We start from the raw sequence: 16,422 nt of genomic DNA on the forward strand, positions 1-16,422 counted from the left end.
CGCGTGCACGACCGGGTACGCGGCACGGATGCGGCTGACGTGCGGAGTAGCCTCGGACTGTGAGCGGCGCATCGACGATCCTGAGACAGTTCGGGCCGATGGTGTATCTGCCGACCGTGCTCTTCTCCCTCGGCGAGGGCGCCGTGATCCCGCTGATCCCCGTGATCGCCGCACGGATGGGCGCGGATGTCGCCTTCGCCGCGCTTGTGGCATCCGCACTCGTGGTCGGGCAGCTGTGCGGCAATCTGCCCGCCGGCTGGGCCGTCGCCCGCATCGGCGAGCGCTTCACGATGGTGATCGCGGGACTGGTGTCGATGGTCGCCGCGGCCGGCATGATCTTCGCGCCGTCGATCGGTGTGCTCGCAGCGTCCGTCTTCTTGCTCGGGTTCTGCGCTGCGGCTTTCGGGCTCGCCCGCCACGCGTTCATGACCACTCGGGTGCCGGTGGCGTTCCGGGCCAGAGCGCTGTCGCTGCTCGGCGGCAGCTTCCGCCTCGGCATCTTCATCGGCCCGTTCGTGGCCGCAGGGCTCCTGCAGCTCTTCGACGCGGAGTCGGCGGCGATCTGGTTCTTCGTGGGCTGCCTCGTGCTGATGGTGCTGCTGGTGCTGTTCGGGCCTGATCCGGAGAAGGACATCCCGCCGATCACCCGCCCGTCCGCGCGGTCGTTCGTGGAGGACTCCGGGGAGCCGGTGAGCGGTTCGATCCCGACGGTCGAACGCGTGGGCATCTTCCGCACGATGTGGCGGCAGCGTGCCGTTCTCGGCAGGCTCGGACTCGCGGCGGCGTCGCTCTCGGCCGTGCGGTCGGCCCGTCAGGTCGTGCTTCCACTGTGGGGTCTGTCGCTCGGACTCGACGCATCCACGATCGCCCTGGTGGTCGGCGTCTCCGGCGCGATCGACTTCGCCCTGTTCTACGCGAGCGGGCAGGTGATGGACCGCTTCGGACGTCTCTGGGCGGCGATGCCGGCGATGGTGCTGATGGCCGCCGCCTTCCTCGCCCTCTCGTTCACACACGACGGAGATGCCGCTGTGCTCTGGTACGGCATGTTCGCGGCGATGCTCGGCGTGGGCAACGGACTCTCCAGCGGCATCCTGCTCACGCTCGGCGCCGATGTCGCTCCCAAGCGCAACCCCGCACCGTTCCTGGGATCGTGGCGCACGCTGACGGACGCCGGCGGCGCGATCGCCCCGCTGCTGATCTCGGGCATCACCGCGGTCGCCTCGCTGCCGATCGCCGCCGCCGCGATGGGTGTCGTCGGGCTGCTCGGAGCCGCGGGGTTCCTGCGGTGGATCCCGCGGTTCGTCCCGCGGCCGAAGCCCGGCACCGACGCGGGCTGAGCGCGCGCCACTACGACGACGACGTTGCGATGACATCGCCCGGCTGGGAGAGTGGCTGTTCAAGGAGGCCGACCATGGAGCCACACCAGCAGGAGTTCAGTCAGATGCCCGGCATCAATGACAATCCGCTCGGCGCCTCCTTCCGCCAACTCTCGGAAGAGGACACGAAGCCGCGCGCGATGCTCTGGTCGTCGATCAGCGTGGGGCTTCTCGTCGTCGCGGTCGGCGTCTACTTCCTCGGGGATTGGCTCGGCTGGTTCTGAGCGGAGCGCGTGCCCCGGAGCGCCATACTGGTGCTGTGAGTATCGATCCACAAGGACGTTTCGGACCACTCGGCAAGTACGGAGCTTACGGTCGGGTCGGCTCCGCGATCAATCTGGTCTTCAGCATCGGGCTCTTCATCGCCGGCACCATCATGATGATCACACGCGGCTTCCCGAGTGGGATGCCTGTGTGGTTCGCGGTTGCCTGGTGGGGCATCGGCGCGTTCATCATCTGGCGCTGCGCACGCGTCTTCCGATCAGTTCGCCGTCGAGAACGTGAGAACGCGGAGGACCTCCGATTGGCGGAGATGGTGGCCGGCGAGACGCACACCTCATCCCCCAATCAGCGACCGGGCAAGCCCTTGCGATCGTGGCGTGAGGAGACTTGGGAACGAGAGCACAACGCACGAGCCGTGCTCAAGTTCTCTGAAGCAACGGACGCTGTGCGGAAGCTGATCGCGGGCGAGAGCCTCACGACGGAAGACATCGTGTCTCTCGGACGACTGAACTCTTTCTGCGTCGCCCAGTGGTACGAACCTCTCGTGGAGCTGATGAGAGAACCGTTCATCGATCCGGATGTCGCCGATTTCTTCGGCCCACTGGTGAAGACGACGTAGTCTATGTGATTCCTCTCCCGCTCTGACGCCCGTCACCGCAGCGCCGTGCGACTCGTCGCGGTGGACTCCAACGGCACCCCGTCGGGGACGAAGGGCGCGAACAGCGGCGGATGCCACGGCACGGCCATCGTCACCCGGGCGGAGACGCCGTCCGGGGTGTCTGCGGCGACGAGACTCGCATCGCCTGGCAACACGGCGATCAGCGCCACGGCCTGCTCTCGCACCCCGGCGTCGGTCAGCTCGGCCCGCACGCTCTCCCCCTCGACCACCAGGGTGAAGCCGTCGGCTCCGGCGAGCGCGGCCGCATCGGCGAGGGCATCCAGTCTCTTCTGCGCGATGTAGAGGTCGGTGGCGCAGACGCACACGAACAGGAGCGAAAGGGCGAGTAGCACGTACCCGAGCGTGAGCAGGAGCACGCTGCCCTCCTCTCCCCCGAGCTCACCCTTCCCGGCTCGAAAACTCGTCACTGCGCACCCCACAGCCGCGACACCTTCTGCACCGCCGATGCTTCCACCGGGATCGACAGGGCACGGTCCAATCCGAACGCGGCGGGGATGAACGGGAGCCGCACGCGGGCACTGATCATCACGGTGACCGTGGCGCCCGACGATGGGCAGTCCACGCCGGCCGGCACACACGCCACCGAGACCTGGAGAGCATCCGGGTCGAGTCCGTACTCCTCCGCTACCCCTTCCAGCACCGCATCCCCACGCGCGGCCGCAGCCTCAGCATCCGACGCCAGTGCGATCACCCGCGCGGTGTGGCGTGCGGCAGCCTCCGCCCCGAGCGACTGCTCCTGGATCACACCGAGCACGATCACCAGATAGACCAGCGGCACGAGCAGGATCACTCCCACCGTGATGAACTCCAGCGCGGCGGAACCGTCGTCATTCGTCGCCCAGGCTCTCTTCCGGTGCATGTGCTTCGACCTCCAATCCATAGGGAATGCCGAGCAGCCCGATCACCGGCAGGGTCGTGCGCACGCGCACATCGATCGTGGCTTGGCCCTGCGCATCTGAGCGCTGAACGCTGATCTCCTCCGCATACTCCGCTCCGACAGCGCGCCTGATCGCGATCCGGGTCCGCTCCGCTCCCTCCGCAAGAGTCGTATCGGCGAGCGCCGCGTAGTACGCGCCCTCGACGGCGGAGTCATGCACGACGTTGCGCACATAGACCGCGAGCGCAAGCTGCAGCACCGCAAGCGTGAGCACGGTGAGCAGTGTCCCGACGAGGAGGAACTCCACAGGACTCGACCCCCGGTCGTCCGAGAACGCGCGACGCACACACACCTCAGAGCCCGGACACTCGTTGGATCGCCTGCTCGAACAGCGCCGACAGCGCCGGCCCGGCCACCGCCCAGATCAGCACCACGAGCCCCGCAGTCATCAGAGTCACCAACACCCACCCGGGTACATCGCCACGCTCGTCGTCGACGAGGTCACGCAGCCGGGTCATCACATCCGTCCTCCAGCGTCGAAGGGTCGTCATGGTCTTCCTTTCTCGGGGCGGTCAGCTGATGCCGAGCCGCAAGATGAACAGGCCGGGGTAGATGGCGAACAGGACGGACAACGGCAAGATCAGGAACACGAGCGGGAGCAGCATCAGGATCTCCTTACGACCTGCCTGCTCGATGAGTGTCCGCTTCGCGTCCTCCCGCGCGTCTCCGGCCTGGGCATGCAGCACCCCGGCCAGCGGCGCTCCGCGCTCGAGAGCAGCGATCACCTGATCAACGGCTCGCGTCAATCCCGGAAGCTGCAGCCGCGCAGCCATCGCAGCGAGCGCCTCGGCGAGCGGCGAGCCGGTGTTCACGGCGAGCACCACCTGGCGCAGTTCGCCGGTCAGCTCCCCAGATCCGACTGTCGTCACCCGTCGCAACGAGTCGAGGAAACCCTCGCCCGCGGAGAGGCAGAGCGAGAGGAATTCCAGCATCGTCGGCAGCTCTTCTGTGAGCCGCGCACGACGCGATGCGACGCGTGCGGAGAGCTGCATGTCGTAGCCGACACCCGCGAGTGCACCGGCGAGCAGTGGCATCACCGCGACCGGAGCAGTCATCCGGTCGATGAGCACCAGGCCGATCAGCACGATCGCTCCCACCCCGATACCCGCCAGCATCCATCCGAGTTGGCGACCACGGAATGCAGAGGCCTCCATACGAGAGCCGGCCTGAGCGAGCCGCTGGCGAAGAGCTTCACCGCCGCCCACCAGACGCTCGAATGCTCCTTGCGTTCGTTGCCAGGGCGTCCTGCCGCCGGCCGGCAGCACGCCGGAGGTGGGGAGGATGCCGCGCGGCAGGTCCTCGTCCGCGACGACGTCACGGACATACGGAGCGATACGCACGGCGAGCGAAGGTGCCCGCCAACGCGGCAGCGCCGAGAGAAGAGCCAGCACTCCGGCACCGAAAGCCCCGCCGAGCAGCACCGCGTTCGCAATCGTCGTGATCCCGTTCATCCGAACCACCGCCGTGGCTCGGCCAGCCGGCCGATGCGGATCATGATGCGGAAGGCGACCACCGAGACGACGGCTCCGATGCAGATCACGAGCACTCCTTCCGGCGTGCCGTACGCAGATGCACCCTCAGGGCGCATCACGAGCAGCCCCAGGATGACCCACGGTGCCACCGCTCCCAGCACGGCGGCTCCACGGATCCACGACTGTCGCGCTTCCACTTCACCGCGCAGTGCCGCATCGGCGCGCACCGACGCGGACAGCGCCCGCAGCACGTTCGTGAGTTCCGTCCCTCCGACCTGACGCGCCATCCGCAAGGTCTCGACGATGCGGTCGCCGATCGGATCCGCGAGAGCGACCTTCAGTCGATCGAGGCTCGCCTCGAAGCGCCCCGTGGCCTGCAGGTCGTGGGCGAACACCGCGAAGGCCGGTCGCAGCATCACAGGTGCCGAGCTGCCGAGCCCTGCCACGGCGTCGGGTAATGACAGCCCCACCCGGATGGAGGCGACGAGCAGATCGCAGACATCGGGCCACAGCTGTCGCCGGAGCCGCCGCAGGCGAACGCGACGAGCACGCAGGAACAGCACCGGCGCCAGGGCACCCGCGACACCCGCGAGCAGAGCGAGTACCGGCATCGCTGTCAGCAACCACGCCACGGACGCGGCGACCATGGCCGCAGCCACGATCGCGCTCACCACGGTGCGCTGGCCGAGCGCCCCCAGTCCCGCCTCTTCCTGCAGGCGCATGAGCCGACCACGCCGCACGGTCGGCTCCTTCTTCTCCCTCGGCGGCCACATCCACGGCGAGATACTCAACAGCACGCCGGCGGCGAGAACTGCGCCGAGCAGCAGCGTCACGACACGACCTCGGAACGCCGTCGCGCAGCGAGAGGCGTCTCGGCAGCTCTCCCGAACCGAGCGGCCGAGTAGACCGACCGGGTGAGGATGCGACCGTCTCTGACCTCGCCGGTAGGCGCGATCACCTCCTGCACACGGCGATGGCCGACCGCGTCACGCTCGCAATGCACCACGAGCCCGACCGCCGCGGCGAGCGCAGGGGCGACGAATGCGCGGTCGATGTTGCGTCCGGCCAACAGCGGCAGGATCGCCAGCTTCTCGAGCGCTTCGGTCGCAGAGTTCGCGTGCACGGTCCCCGCACCAGGCACGCCCGTGTTCAGCGCGAGGACAAGATCGAGGGCTTCCGCATCGCGCACCTCTCCCACCACCAAGCGGTCGGGACGCATGCGCAGAGCTTCCTTCACCAAGCGGCGCAGGGTGATCTCGCCTTTGCCTTCCAGGCTCGCCTGCCTCCCCTGCAACGCGACCACATCCGGGCCGGTGACGGCGAGCTCGAAGGTCTCCTCGACGGTGATGATGCGCTGCCGTTCTGCACATGAATCCAGGAGCGCACCGAGCAGCGTGGTCTTGCCGGCATGTGTCGCGCCGGACACGATCACGCTCACCCGGTCGCGCATCGCCGTACGCAGCAGCGTCGCCAACGTCTCCGGCATCGCTCCCTGCGCCGTGAGCGCCTCCAGAGAGCGGTACTTCGGCAGGAACTTCCTGATGTTCACCGCCCAGGACCCCCGCACCACGTCGGCGATCGCCACGTGCAGGCGCGACCCGTCCGGGAGCGAGGCGTCGACGAACGGCTGACTGATGTCGACGCGGCGCCCGGTGGACTGCAGCATCCGCTCCACGAGGTCGCGCATCGTCGCCTCCGTCAGACGCAGATCGATCCGTTCGGCGACCCCACCGCGAGCGACATGCACGTGCGTGGGACCGTTCAGCCAGATCTCCTCGATCTCCGGATCGTCGAGCAACGGCTGCAGCACACCGAAACCGCTCACGGCTGCCAGCACATCGCGTACGCACGCGGCTTCGTCGTCGATCAGCTGCTCGCCGCGGGAGAGCGCCACATCGTTGTGTCGTCGCACTTCCGACACGGCGACACGGCGCAGTGCCTCGGGGTCGATGGACGGGTCGCTGCTCTCCGCACGCAACCGCAGTCGCACGCGCTCAGCGACGACGGCAGAGAGGTGATTCACCCGTGCATCCTCGCAAGAATCCCGCACCCGGCTCCGAAGTTATCCACAGCGCGGCAGATGACGCGCAACTGCGGGCTGATCCCCAGAATCTCGTTTCCTGCGATCAGTAGACTGATTCCACCGCGCGGGAGTGGTGAAATTGGCAGACACGCAGGATTTAGGTTCCTGTGCCCTAGGGCGTGTGGGTTCAAGTCCCACCTTCCGCACTGATCGATCGCACCGTTCGCGCTCGGCCTCTTGACCGCCGCACACATCTCTACGACGGGAAACCCATGCATCACGCCGCTCTCATCCCCTGGCTCGACCCCGCGATGATCATCGGCAGCGCCGGGCCTTGGGCACTGCTCGTGGTGTGCTTCATCGTGTTCGCCGAGACGGGCCTGCTGGTCGGGTTCCTGCTGCCGGGTGACACGCTGCTCGTGATCGCCGGTCTGCTGTCGCACCCGATCGCCGGTTCGGAGCACGGCGTCTTCGGCATCAACGTGTGGTTCGTCGCCCTGCTGATCGGCCTCTCGGCGTTCATCGGTGGCGAGGTCGGCTACGTGATCGGCCACAAGGGCGGCCCTGCGGTCTTCGAGCGCAAGGAATCCGGGGTGTTCAGCAAGAAGAACGTCGAGCGCACGAACGCGTTCTTCGAGCGCTTCGGCGGCATCACGGTCATCCTGGCCCGCTTCGTGCCGATCGTGCGCACTTTCGCCCCCGTCGCCGCGGGTGTCGGTCACATGCCGTGGCGCCGGTACACGCTCTACAACCTGATCGGTGCGATCCTCTGGGGCTTCGGTCTGACGATGTTCGGCTACGCCATCGGGTTCATCCCCCCGGTCGCCCACTTCGTCGAGAGCTACATCGACCTGATCCTGCTCGCCGCGGTCGGCGGCACCGCACTGGTCACCCTCTGGCACTACCTGTCGGAGCGGCACAAGGCCAAGAAGGCCGCTGCCGCCGGTGAGGATGTCGTCACCGACGCCGCCGAGGCAGAAGAGCTCGTGCTCGACACCGAGGTGTTCGACCGCGCGCCCGACCTCGACGGCGACGGCAAGCACTGATCGTCACCCGGCTCTCGCCCACGCGAGGGCCGGGGATCAGCCGGCGTTCTGTGCCCGCTGCTCCTTCGACTTCGCCACGCTCGCGCGCAGTGCTTCCATGAGGTCGATGACCTCGCCGCTCTGGGCGTTCGATTCCTTCTCACCGAAGGTCTCGGAGACATCGAAGGTGTCACCCGCCTCGATCTTGGCGTCGATGAGCGTGCGCAGCTCCTTCTGATACTCGTCGACGAACTCCTCGGCATCGAAGTCCGCCGAGTAGCTCTCCACGAGGGATGCCGACAGCTCCAATTCCTTCTTCGAGATGCGGACGTCCTCATCCAATGCCGGGAACTCCGCCTCGCGCACCTCGTCGGCCCACAGCAGCGTCTGCAGCACCAGCACCTTGCCGCGCACACGCAGCGCGGCCAGGCGGGTCTTCTGCCGCAGCGTGAACCGCACGATCGCGGTGCGGTCGGTCTGTTCGAGCGTCTTGCGCAGCAGCACGTAGGCCTTGGGCGACTTCGAGTCGGGCTCGAGGTAGTACGGCTTGTCGAGCGTGAGCAGATCGACCTGGTCCGACGGGACGAACTCGACCACGTCGATCTCCCGACTCTTCTCCGCCGGCAGTGCGGCGAGATCGTCCTTGGTGAGCACGACGGTCTGACCTTCGTCGACATAGGCCTTGTCGATGTCGGCGAAAGCCACGGTCTCCCCGCACACCTCGCAGGTGCGTTGATAGCGGATGCGCCCGCCATCCTTCTCGTGCACCTGATGCAGCGACACATCGTGGTCCTCGGTGGCGGAATACACCTTCACCGGCACATTGACGAGCCCGAATGTCAGCGCGCCCTTCCAGATCGTCCTCATGTGACCAGTAGACACCAGCCGCGCCTACGGCGGCTAGCCCCGCCGACGCTCCGCGCCGCTAGCCTGGCGTCATGGCGACCGACGGGCAGATCGTGCAGATCGGCGGCCGCCGCCTGCGCGTCACCAACCTCGACAAGATCGTCTATCCCGAGACCGGTACGACCAAGGGCGAGATCATCGCCTACTACTCCACGATCGCCCCACAGCTCCTGCCCCTGCTCGCCGGACGCCCTGTCACACGCAAGCGCTGGGTGGAGGGTGTGGGCACCACGGATGCTCCGGCCGACGCGTTCTTCACGAAGCAGCTCGAACGCGGTGCTCCGGAGTGGATCCCCCGCCAGGAGATCCAGCACTCCGACGGCGCCAAGGAGTATCCGCTCGTGCAGGACGTGCCGACGCTGGTGTGGCTGGCTCAGGTCGCCGCGATCGAGCTGCACGTGCCGCAATGGAGATTCACCGCCGACGGGCTGCCAGGCACGCCCGACCGGCTCGTGCTCGACCTCGACCCGGGACCCGGCGTCGATCTGGCACAGTGCGCCGCTGTCGCCCGCATCGCCCGCGGCATCCTCACCGGGATGGGACTCGACCCGCTCCCGGTGACGAGCGGGTCCAAGGGCATCCACCTCTACGCCGCGCTGCCCGGCGAGCAGACCAGCGACGAGATCTCCGCCGTCGTGAAGGAGCTCGCCCGACTCATCGAGAGCGAGCATCCCGATCTCGCGACCGCCACGATGGCGAAGGCGGTGCGCGGCGGCCGGGTGTTCCTGGACTGGAGCCAGAACAACGGCAAGAAGACGACGATCTCGCCCTACTCCCTGCGGGGCCGCGCGCAGCCCTGGGTCGCCGCTCCCCGCACCTGGGAGGAGCTCGAGGATCCCGATCTCGCGCAGCTCGACCTCGACGCCGTGCTCGCGCGCGCCGAGGCCGGCATCGATCCGCTGGCCGGCCTGCGCGGCGAGGCCCCCGCCTCCGCGCCGCCCGTCGCGCCCCGTCATCCGCACCGCTACCCGCGCGCCTCAGCAGCAACGGCATCCGATGCACAGAAACCCACGCTGGCGCCGATGCTCGCAGAGAACGGCACCCCGGCACTCGCCCGCAGCCTCAGCACCCCGTCCTGGGTGGAGGTGAAGTGGGACGGCATCCGCGCTGTCGGCACCTGGTCGAACGGCCGGATGCTGCTGCATGCCCGTAGCGGCATCGACATCACGGCACGCTATCCCGAACTCACCGCCGACGGCGCGCCGTTCCTTCCCGCGTCGGATGCGGTCGTCGACGGCGAGATCGTGGCCTTCGACCCCCAGGGACGGCCGAGCTTCTCACTCCTGCAGAACCGGATGCACCTGACGCGTCCGCGGGAGATCGAGCGGGAGGTCGTGCGCACGCCGATCGTCTACCTGCTCTTCGATCTGCTCCGTCTCGACGGCCATGATCTCACCGACATGCCGCTCCGACAGCGGCGCACTCTGCTCCACGACCTGGCCGAAGGGCTCGACGCCCCCGTGCAGATCCCGCCGGTGTTCGACGACGTCGACGCCGCCCTCGCCGCGAGTCGGGAGTTCGGCCTGGAAGGCGTGGTCGCCAAGGACCCGTCGTCGCGCTACCGGCCAGGGCAGCGCTCCCCGTCGTGGCTCAAGCTCAAGCACACCCTCATGCAGGAGGCGGTGATCGTCGGCATCCGCCCCGGCAAGGGTGACCGCGAGAGCACACTCGGCTCCCTCCTCCTCGCCGTCCCCGATGTGGCAGGAGGGGCGCTGCGCTACGTGGGGCGGGTGGGCACCGGCTTCACCGAACGCTCGCTGCGCGACCTGTTGGCTCGTCTGGAGCCGCTGCGGGTCGATGCCGCTCCGCTGGAGGGAGTCCCGGCGCTCGACGCCTCGGATGCGCTCTGGGTGCGGCCGGAACTGGTGGGCGAGGTCGAGTTCGCGAACTGGACACCCGACGGCGTGCTGCGGCACGCGCGATGGCGAGGACTCCGGCCCGACAAGTCGCCCGCCGAGGTGGTGCGCGAGTCCTGAGCGTGGTCAGGCGTGATGTGGTTCGCAGTCCGACTGCTCGGCCGGCTCGATCTGGAAGGTGGAGTGCTCCACGTCGAAGTGCTCGGCCAGGCAGGACTGCAGGTCGGAGAGCAGTATCGCCGATCGCCCGTCCGCCAGATACGCCGGATCGACGCTGACGTGCGCGCTGAACACGGGCGCGCCGCGCGTGAGCTGCCACACATGCACGTCGTGCACACCCGTCACGCCCTCATAGTCCAGCAGGTGCTGACGGATGTCGCTCACCGCCGTCCCCTTCGGCGCAGACTCCGAGAGCACCGAGAACACCTCGCGCAGCAGCGAGATCGCCCGCGGGATGATCATCACCGCGATGAACATCGAGGCGATGGCATCCGCCGGCATCCATCCCGTCGCGACGATCACGATGGCCGCGACGATCACGGCCGCCGAACCGATCAGATCCCCCATGACCTCCAGGTACGCGCCGCGCACGTTGATGCTGTCGCGCTGCGCACGGCTCAGCAGCCACATCGAGACGCCGTTCGCGAGGAGTCCGATCACGGCGACCGCGAGCATCAGGGGACCGGCGACCTCCACATCACTCGGGTTCAGCAGCCGACCGACGGCTTCGACCCCGACCCAGCCGGCGAGGAGGATCAGGATCACGGCGTTGATCAACGCCCCGAACACCTCGGCGCGCTGGTATCCGAAGGTGCGGCGGTCGTCGGCCGGACGCGCCGCGACGGCCGCAGCGATGAGGGCGATCACGAGAGCGGACGCGTCGGTGAACATGTGCGCGGCATCGGCCAACAGCGCCAGCGAGCCGGTCAGGATCGCTCCGACCACCTGCACGACCATGATCGTCGCGGTCAGGCAGAGTGAGATCGTGAGCAGGCGGCGATGGCCTGCCGAACGGATGCCGCCGGCAGCGGGAGCGTGATCGTGCATGTCTTCAGGCTAGACCGGGAATCCCTGTCCGCAGGGCGATTCCGCCTAGTCGGGAAGGGTAACGAGAACCACTCTCAGCAGCAGCGGAAACTGCCCGGTGATTCGGCCCGAAGTTGACCTCAGTTGGTAGAGCGGACAGGGTGGGCGGATGAGCAACTTCAGCGATGACCTCAAGAGTTGGGCCGCCCGCCATGCTTCCGCGTCAGCGGACGAGCAGGTGTTGCACGCCTACGCGGCGGAGAATCCTGCACCGGAAGGCCAGGAGTGGTTCATCGCGGGACAGACCACGAAAGGCGACGAACCGACCTATCAGTTCGACCTCCGTCCTGTCACGGGCGCGAGTAGCTGAGCACCACGCACCCGTTGTCGAAGGAGCGGACGTCCTCCAGCGTGAACAGCGTCGGCGTGAAGCCGTGGCGGGTCATAGGGATGCCGGAACCGGCGATGACCGGATACTTCTTCACGATCAGACGATCGACCTCGTCGAGCAGCACACCGGCGAGCCCTGCGCCGCCGGCGAGATAGATCCCGAGGCCGTCCTCCGCCTTGAGCTTCCGCACGCGCCCGATCGGATCCGTGCGGACGATCTCCACGTTCGGCTCACCGGGATCGGCGAGAGTCGCGCTGCACACGAGCGTGCGCAGCTGCGCATACGGATCCGTGATGCCGTACCGCAGCGCCGGCTCGTAGGTGCGTCGCCCCATGATCACGGTGTCGAATCTCGTGACCGGAGCGTCCGCTCGTCCGCGCGCCGCCCGGACGTGCGCGGGCTGGATGTCGGCGAGCTCGGTGCCGAGCGTCTCTTCGAACGCCGGCGTGAGGGGGAAGAAGTCGACCTCGTCGTCGGGGCCGGCGATGAAGCCGTCGAGGGTGACGCCGATGTAGTAGGTGAGTTCGCGCATGCCACACACGATAACCACTACGCATGAAGTACGTCAAGCGTAGTGGTTATCGTGCGATAGTCAGAGCTTCTCGAGAAGTGGCACGAGCTGTGTGAACGCACGGGCACGATGCGACTGCGACTGCTTCTCCTCGGCGGTGAAGTCGCCGACCGTGCGTTCGGCTCCTTCGTCCTGGCCGTCCGGGATGAAGATGGGGTCGTACCCGAACCCGCCGCCTCCGGACGGCGCGTGCGCGAGGCGCCCCGGCCAGTTGCCGACGACCACGTGCTCCCGGCCGTCGGGCGTGACCAGAGCGATCGTCGAGTTGAAGTGCGCCGTGCGATGCGGGTCGGCGATGTCGTGCAGCTGGTCGAGCAGCAGTGCGAGATTCGCCGCCGCGTCCTTGCGCTGCCCCGCCCAGTATGCCGAGAAGACCCCGGGCGAACCGCCGAGCACATCGACGCAGATCCCGGAGTCGTCGGCCAGCGCCGCCAGGCCCGTGTGCGCCGATGCGGCCCGCGCCTTCAGGAGGGCGTTGTCCGCGAAGGTCACGCCGTCCTCGACCGGCTCCGGACCGTCGTAGGCGACGATCTCCAGATCAGGACGCGTCTGCGCCACGATCTGCTGGAACTCCGCGACCTTGTGCGGATTGTGGGTCGCCAGGACGACCTTCATCACTCGCCTGCCAGCGCCGCCGTCTGCAGGTCCTTCAGCGTCGCGCAGCCGGCGACACCGAGGTCGAGCAGGGCATCCAGCTCGCGCTTGTCGAACGGCGCTCCCTCGGCCGTCCCCTGCACCTCGACGAACAGGCCGCGGCCCGTCACGACGATGTTCATGTCGGTCTCCGCGCGCACGTCCTCGACGTATGCGAGATCGAGCATGGGCTCGCCGTCGATGATGCCCACCGAGACCGCAGCGACCGAGTCGAGCAGCGGAGTGGAGTTCTTGCCGATGAACTTCTTCGCACGACCCCACTCGATGGCGTCGGCGAGCGCGACGTACGCTCCGGTGATCGCCGCCGTGCGCGTGCCGCCGTCGGCCTGCAGCACGTCGCAGTCGATGACGATGGTGTTCTCGCCCAGGGCCTTGGTGTCGACGACGGCGCGCAGGGCACGGCCGATCAGGCGCGAGATCTCGTGCGTGCGACCGCCGATGCGGCCTTTGACGCTCTCGCGGTCGTTGCGGCTGTTCGTCGCGCGCGGGAGCATGGCGTACTCGGCGGTCACCCATCCCTTGCCCTTGCCCGTCAGCCAGCGCGGAACGCCGTTGGTGAAGGATGCCGTGCACAGCACCTTCGTGCCGCCGAAGCTGATCAGAGCCGAACCCTCGGCCTGCGCGCTCCATCCGCGCTCGATGGTGATCTCGCGGAGCTGATCGGTGGAACGGCCGTCGGCGCGGACGATATCGGTCATGTGCTTCTTTCGGGTAGGGGGATCCGGCCGCGTCAATACGGCTCGGAGAGGGATTCGGGAAGGGTGATGACGCCGGTCTGAACGAGTTGCACGTCGCGGACCTCGCGGCCCATCAGGCGGTTGGCGAGTGCGGTGAACTCTGTGGCGGAGTCGCCCGTCGCCTCGTACACGTAGGTCGCTGTCGCGTCGGGCGGGGCGAGGAGATCGCCGCGGACCAGTTGGCGGTACACGTCACCTGCGGTCTCGTCATCGCTGGAGACGAGAGTCACGCCCTCCCCCATCACGTAGCTGATCGCGCCGCGCAGGAACGGATAGTGCGTGCAACCGAGCACGAGAGTGTCGACCCCGGCATCACGCAGCGGAGCCAGATACTCCTCGGCGACCGCCAGAACTTCGGGCGTGCCGGTGATCCCGGCCTCGACGAACTCGACGAAGCGCGGGCAGGCAGCAGTGAAGACCTGGAGCCGCTCGTTCACCTCGAGCATGTCCTGGTACGCGCGCGATCCGATGGTGCCGATCGTGCCGATCACGCCCACTCGTCCGTTGCGGGTCGTCGAGACGGCGCGACGCACAGCCGGTCCGATGACCTCCACCACGGGGATGTCGTAGCGCTCCCTGGCATCGCGCAGCATCGCGGACGACGCCGTGTTGCAGGCGATCACGAGCATCTTCACACCCTGATCGACCAGGGTGTCGAGCACCTCGAGCGAGTAGCGACGCACATCGGCGATCGGCTTCGGCCCGTATGGAGAATGAGCGGTGTCGCCGATGTAGACGAACGATTCGCGGGGCAGCTGGGCGCGGATGGCACGTGCCACCGTGAGCCCGCCGACACCGGAGTCGAAGATCCCGATCGGCGCGTCGTTCATGACTCCCCAGCCTACCTGCGTCGAAGCCGCCGCGCGCGTCACCGCGCTCACTAAGCTGAGCGCATGACCTCGTCGACGGCGCTGCTCACCGACCGCTATGAGCTCACGATGCTCGCTGCCTCGCTCCGCGACGGGACGGCTTTCCGCCCCAGCGTGTTCGAGCTGTTCTCACGACGCCTGTCCGGGGGTCGCCGATTCGGCGTCGTCGCAGGCACCGGGCGCCTGCTCAGCCTCGTGCGGGACTTCCGCTTCGGTGACGATGAGCTCCGCTTCCTCCGCGACAACCAGATCGTGGATGCACCCGCGGTGAAGTACCTCGAGGACTATCGGTTCACCGGGTCGATCCGCGGCTACCGGGAGGGCGAGCTGTACTTCCCCGGCTCCCCCATCCTCACCGTCGAGGGCACGTTCGCAGACGCGGTGGTCCTGGAGACGCTGGCGCTGAGCGTACTCAACCATGACTCCGCCGTCGCCACCGCCGCATCGCGCATGAGCATCGCGGCGGGTGAGCGTCCGCTCGCGGAGATGGGTTCACGTCGCGCGGCCGAGCACTCGGCCGTGGCGGCCGCCCGCGCCGCTTACATCGCCGGCTTCAGCGCGACCAGCAATCTCGAGGCCGGACGACGCTGGGGCATCCCGACGATGGGCACGGCAGCGCACTCCTGGACCCTGCTGCACGACACGGAGGAGCAGGCGTTCCGCGCGCAGGTCGACAGCCTCGGCGCCGGTACGACGCTGCTGGTCGACACCTACGACATCCGGACCGGAGTCGAGACCGCGATCCGCGTGGCGGGGACCGAGCTCGGCGGCGTGCGCATCGACTCGGGCGACCTGCCGATCGTGGCGGCCGAGGTGCGCGCCCAACTCGACGAGCTCGGCGCGACCGGCACGCGCATCACCGTGACCAGCGATCTCGACGAGTACGCCATCGCCGCTCTCGCCGCCTCCCCCGTGGACTCCTACGGCGTCGGCACCTCCGTGGTGACCGGTTCCGGCTATCCGACGGCGAGCATGGTCTACAAGCTCGTCGCACGCCAGGACTCCGACGGCTCCTGGGTCGGCGTCGCGAAAGCATCGGCGGACAAGGCATCGCACGGCGGACGCAAGGCGGCCTTCCGCACGATGGAGGATGGTGTGGCGGTAGGCGAGACCGTGGTCGTCGCCGACGGATTCGAGGAGCTCGAGTCGCCGGCCGGTCGCAGCGAAGGTCGCGCGCTGCAGGTCACGTTCGCCGAGGGTGGAGAGATCGACGCGACCCACGAAGGCCCAGAGGGCACTTCGGCAGCGCGCGCTCATCATCTACGGGTGCGCGAGGAACTTCCGGTCAGGGCGCTCGCGCTCAGCAAGTCGGATCCCGCGATCCCTACGATCTACGTCGACGTCGCCTGACGGCGCATCGACGCGAGGTGCCGATGGCACGTGACGGGCGAACCCGTCAGCGGACCATGGACTCGTAGATCTCCTTGCACGTCGGGCAGATCGGGAACTTCTCAGGGTCGCGCCCCGGAGTCCACTTCTTCCCGCAGAGTGCGCGCACCGGCTTGCCGGTGATCGCGGACTCGAGGATCTTGTCCTTCTTCACATAATGCGAGAAGCGCTCATGGTCGCCCGGTTCGAGGTTCTCCTCGCGGAGGAGCTCTTCCAGTTCGCGATCAAGCGTTGCCACGCCGCCCTGATCGGGGCTGTCCAGCGGAGTACTCATCCCGTGAGTCTAGCC

At 67.9% G+C, this 16,422-nt stretch carries 21 protein-coding genes and 1 tRNA gene; 8 read left to right on the plus strand and 14 right to left on the minus strand.

Annotated features, from left to right (window positions below; genetic code table 11):
- Positions 1 to 98 precede the first annotated feature (98 nt).
- The 3 genes from MRBLWO12_RS08690 (at position 99) to MRBLWO12_RS08700 (ending at position 2,217) form a co-directional block, all read left to right on the plus strand.
- A complete protein-coding gene (locus tag MRBLWO12_RS08690; RefSeq protein ID WP_363558567.1) occupies positions 99 to 1,337 on the plus strand; it encodes an MFS transporter in 1,239 nt (412 codons plus the stop codon).
- 74 nt (positions 1,338 to 1,411) lie between these two features.
- A complete protein-coding gene (locus MRBLWO12_RS08695; protein WP_141871340.1) occupies positions 1,412 to 1,600 on the plus strand; it encodes a hypothetical protein in 189 nt (62 codons plus the stop codon).
- A gap of 35 nt (positions 1,601 to 1,635) precedes the next feature.
- Positions 1,636 to 2,217 carry a hypothetical protein gene (locus tag MRBLWO12_RS08700; protein WP_363554576.1) on the plus strand — a complete coding sequence of 194 codons (582 nt, stop codon included), beginning with the start codon at positions 1,636 to 1,638 and terminating at the stop codon, positions 2,215 to 2,217.
- Positions 2,218 to 2,249: 32 nt separating this feature from the next.
- On the opposite strand, the gene MRBLWO12_RS08705 is transcribed toward MRBLWO12_RS08700, so the two are convergent.
- Genes MRBLWO12_RS08705 through MRBLWO12_RS08735 form a run of 7 tightly spaced genes read right to left on the minus strand, consistent with a single transcriptional unit; the run spans position 2,250 to position 6,709 of the window.
- The gene (locus MRBLWO12_RS08705) at positions 2,250 to 2,633 is read right to left on the minus strand and encodes a hypothetical protein (protein ID WP_363554578.1); all 384 of its coding nucleotides are present in this window, start codon (positions 2,631 to 2,633) and stop codon (positions 2,250 to 2,252) included.
- Between the two features lie 47 nt (positions 2,634 to 2,680).
- On the minus strand, positions 2,681 to 3,136 hold the full coding sequence (locus MRBLWO12_RS08710; RefSeq protein WP_363554580.1) for a TadE family protein: 456 nt from the start codon (positions 3,134 to 3,136) through the stop codon (positions 2,681 to 2,683).
- Positions 3,105 to 3,461, minus strand: a complete 357-nt coding sequence (locus MRBLWO12_RS08715) for a TadE/TadG family type IV pilus assembly protein (protein WP_363554582.1) — start codon at positions 3,459 to 3,461, stop codon at positions 3,105 to 3,107. Before MRBLWO12_RS08715 ends, MRBLWO12_RS08710 begins: the two co-directional genes overlap by 32 nt.
- A gap of 46 nt (positions 3,462 to 3,507) precedes the next feature.
- Positions 3,508 to 3,705, minus strand: a complete 198-nt coding sequence (locus MRBLWO12_RS08720; RefSeq protein ID WP_363554584.1) for a hypothetical protein — start codon at positions 3,703 to 3,705, stop codon at positions 3,508 to 3,510.
- 21 nt (positions 3,706 to 3,726) lie between these two features.
- Complete coding sequence (locus MRBLWO12_RS08725) at positions 3,727 to 4,665, minus strand: type II secretion system F family protein (protein WP_363554586.1); 939 nt, start codon at positions 4,663 to 4,665, stop codon at positions 3,727 to 3,729.
- Entirely contained in the window at positions 4,662 to 5,519 is an 858-nt protein-coding gene (locus MRBLWO12_RS08730; RefSeq protein WP_363554588.1) for a type II secretion system F family protein, read from the minus strand. Before MRBLWO12_RS08730 ends, MRBLWO12_RS08725 begins: the two co-directional genes overlap by 4 nt.
- Positions 5,516 to 6,709 (minus strand): CpaF family protein, encoded by a 1,194-nt coding sequence (locus MRBLWO12_RS08735; protein ID WP_363554590.1) that lies wholly within the window; start codon positions 6,707 to 6,709, stop codon positions 5,516 to 5,518. The genes MRBLWO12_RS08730 and MRBLWO12_RS08735 overlap by 4 nt, the downstream gene beginning before the upstream one ends.
- Positions 6,710 to 6,833: 124 nt before the next feature.
- Here MRBLWO12_RS08735 and MRBLWO12_RS08740 point away from each other — a divergent pair.
- Both MRBLWO12_RS08740 and MRBLWO12_RS08745 read left to right on the plus strand, forming a co-directional pair.
- A tRNA-Leu gene (locus tag MRBLWO12_RS08740) sits at positions 6,834 to 6,915 on the plus strand.
- Positions 6,916 to 6,981: 66 nt separating this feature from the next.
- Positions 6,982 to 7,755 carry a DedA family protein gene (locus MRBLWO12_RS08745; protein ID WP_363554592.1) on the plus strand — a complete coding sequence of 258 codons (774 nt, stop codon included), beginning with the start codon at positions 6,982 to 6,984 and terminating at the stop codon, positions 7,753 to 7,755.
- Between the two features lie 36 nt (positions 7,756 to 7,791).
- On the opposite strand, the gene MRBLWO12_RS08750 is transcribed toward MRBLWO12_RS08745, so the two are convergent.
- Positions 7,792 to 8,601: a Ku protein gene (locus tag MRBLWO12_RS08750; protein ID WP_363554594.1), complete on the minus strand. Its 810-nt coding sequence runs from the start codon at positions 8,599 to 8,601 to the stop codon at positions 7,792 to 7,794.
- Positions 8,602 to 8,672: 71 nt separating this feature from the next.
- On the opposite strand from MRBLWO12_RS08750, the gene ligD reads away from it, so the two are divergent.
- Positions 8,673 to 10,616: a non-homologous end-joining DNA ligase gene (gene ligD / locus MRBLWO12_RS08755; protein WP_363554596.1), complete on the plus strand. Its 1,944-nt coding sequence runs from the start codon at positions 8,673 to 8,675 to the stop codon at positions 10,614 to 10,616.
- A gap of 6 nt (positions 10,617 to 10,622) precedes the next feature.
- Here ligD and MRBLWO12_RS08760 read toward each other — a convergent pair whose 3' ends face one another.
- Positions 10,623 to 11,543 carry a cation diffusion facilitator family transporter gene (locus MRBLWO12_RS08760; RefSeq protein WP_363554598.1) on the minus strand — a complete coding sequence of 307 codons (921 nt, stop codon included), beginning with the start codon at positions 11,541 to 11,543 and terminating at the stop codon, positions 10,623 to 10,625.
- A 148-nt stretch (positions 11,544 to 11,691) separates the two neighbouring features.
- On the opposite strand from MRBLWO12_RS08760, the gene MRBLWO12_RS08765 reads away from it, so the two are divergent.
- Complete coding sequence (locus MRBLWO12_RS08765) at positions 11,692 to 11,892, plus strand: hypothetical protein (RefSeq protein ID WP_363554600.1); 201 nt, start codon at positions 11,692 to 11,694, stop codon at positions 11,890 to 11,892.
- On the opposite strand, the gene MRBLWO12_RS08770 is transcribed toward MRBLWO12_RS08765, so the two are convergent.
- Genes MRBLWO12_RS08770 through murI form a run of 4 tightly spaced genes read right to left on the minus strand, consistent with a single transcriptional unit; the run spans position 11,873 to position 14,705 of the window.
- Positions 11,873 to 12,445, minus strand: a complete 573-nt coding sequence (locus MRBLWO12_RS08770; RefSeq protein WP_363554602.1) for a dihydrofolate reductase family protein — start codon at positions 12,443 to 12,445, stop codon at positions 11,873 to 11,875. The two genes, MRBLWO12_RS08765 and MRBLWO12_RS08770, sit on opposite strands and share 20 nt — an antisense overlap.
- Before the next feature lie 60 nt (positions 12,446 to 12,505).
- A complete protein-coding gene (rdgB, locus tag MRBLWO12_RS08775) occupies positions 12,506 to 13,099 on the minus strand; it encodes an RdgB/HAM1 family non-canonical purine NTP pyrophosphatase (RefSeq protein WP_363554604.1) in 594 nt (197 codons plus the stop codon).
- Complete coding sequence (rph, locus tag MRBLWO12_RS08780; protein ID WP_363554606.1) at positions 13,099 to 13,836, minus strand: ribonuclease PH; 738 nt, start codon at positions 13,834 to 13,836, stop codon at positions 13,099 to 13,101. The genes rdgB and rph overlap by 1 nt, the downstream gene beginning before the upstream one ends.
- A gap of 32 nt (positions 13,837 to 13,868) precedes the next feature.
- Positions 13,869 to 14,705 (minus strand): glutamate racemase, encoded by an 837-nt coding sequence (gene murI / locus MRBLWO12_RS08785; protein WP_141871324.1) that lies wholly within the window; start codon positions 14,703 to 14,705, stop codon positions 13,869 to 13,871.
- Between the two features lie 63 nt (positions 14,706 to 14,768).
- Between murI and MRBLWO12_RS08790 the strand changes: the two genes are divergently transcribed.
- A complete protein-coding gene (locus MRBLWO12_RS08790; RefSeq protein WP_363554608.1) occupies positions 14,769 to 16,094 on the plus strand; it encodes a nicotinate phosphoribosyltransferase in 1,326 nt (441 codons plus the stop codon).
- A gap of 46 nt (positions 16,095 to 16,140) precedes the next feature.
- On the opposite strand, the gene MRBLWO12_RS08795 is transcribed toward MRBLWO12_RS08790, so the two are convergent.
- On the minus strand, positions 16,141 to 16,407 hold the full coding sequence (locus MRBLWO12_RS08795; RefSeq protein WP_045253497.1) for a DUF3039 domain-containing protein: 267 nt from the start codon (positions 16,405 to 16,407) through the stop codon (positions 16,141 to 16,143).
- Between the last annotated feature and the right edge of the window lie 15 nt (positions 16,408 to 16,422).

The sequence above is a fragment of the Microbacterium sp. LWO12-1.2 genome, from assembly GCF_040675875.1.
Classification (GTDB): Bacteria; Actinomycetota; Actinomycetes; order Actinomycetales; family Microbacteriaceae; genus Microbacterium.

What these genes read in the sequence shown, in the direction of transcription:
- MRBLWO12_RS08690 (WP_363558567.1), top strand. Translation starts at nt 99, where the DNA reads ATGGTGTATCTGCCGACCGTGCTCTTCTCCCTCGGCGAGGGCGCCGTG.
- MRBLWO12_RS08695 (WP_141871340.1), top strand. Translation starts at nt 1,412, where the DNA reads ATGGAGCCACACCAGCAGGAGTTCAGTCAGATGCCCGGCATCAATGAC.
- MRBLWO12_RS08710 (WP_363554580.1), bottom strand. Translation starts at nt 3,136, where the DNA reads ATGCACCGGAAGAGAGCCTGGGCGACGAATGACGACGGTTCCGCCGCG.
- MRBLWO12_RS08720 (WP_363554584.1), bottom strand. Translation starts at nt 3,705, where the DNA reads ATGACGACCCTTCGACGCTGGAGGACGGATGTGATGACCCGGCTGCGT.
- MRBLWO12_RS08725 (WP_363554586.1), bottom strand. Translation starts at nt 4,665, where the DNA reads ATGAACGGGATCACGACGATTGCGAACGCGGTGCTGCTCGGCGGGGCT.
- MRBLWO12_RS08745 (WP_363554592.1), top strand. Translation starts at nt 6,982, where the DNA reads ATGCATCACGCCGCTCTCATCCCCTGGCTCGACCCCGCGATGATCATC.
- MRBLWO12_RS08750 (WP_363554594.1), bottom strand. Translation starts at nt 8,601, where the DNA reads ATGAGGACGATCTGGAAGGGCGCGCTGACATTCGGGCTCGTCAATGTG.
- ligD (WP_363554596.1), top strand. Translation starts at nt 8,673, where the DNA reads ATGGCGACCGACGGGCAGATCGTGCAGATCGGCGGCCGCCGCCTGCGC.
- MRBLWO12_RS08760 (WP_363554598.1), bottom strand. Translation starts at nt 11,543, where the DNA reads ATGCACGATCACGCTCCCGCTGCCGGCGGCATCCGTTCGGCAGGCCAT.
- MRBLWO12_RS08765 (WP_363554600.1), top strand. Translation starts at nt 11,692, where the DNA reads ATGAGCAACTTCAGCGATGACCTCAAGAGTTGGGCCGCCCGCCATGCT.
- MRBLWO12_RS08770 (WP_363554602.1), bottom strand. Translation starts at nt 12,445, where the DNA reads ATGCGCGAACTCACCTACTACATCGGCGTCACCCTCGACGGCTTCATC.
- rdgB (WP_363554604.1), bottom strand. Translation starts at nt 13,099, where the DNA reads ATGAAGGTCGTCCTGGCGACCCACAATCCGCACAAGGTCGCGGAGTTC.
- rph (WP_363554606.1), bottom strand. Translation starts at nt 13,836, where the DNA reads ATGACCGATATCGTCCGCGCCGACGGCCGTTCCACCGATCAGCTCCGC.
- murI (WP_141871324.1), bottom strand. Translation starts at nt 14,705, where the DNA reads ATGAACGACGCGCCGATCGGGATCTTCGACTCCGGTGTCGGCGGGCTC.
- MRBLWO12_RS08790 (WP_363554608.1), top strand. Translation starts at nt 14,769, where the DNA reads ATGACCTCGTCGACGGCGCTGCTCACCGACCGCTATGAGCTCACGATG.
- MRBLWO12_RS08795 (WP_045253497.1), bottom strand. Translation starts at nt 16,407, where the DNA reads ATGAGTACTCCGCTGGACAGCCCCGATCAGGGCGGCGTGGCAACGCTT.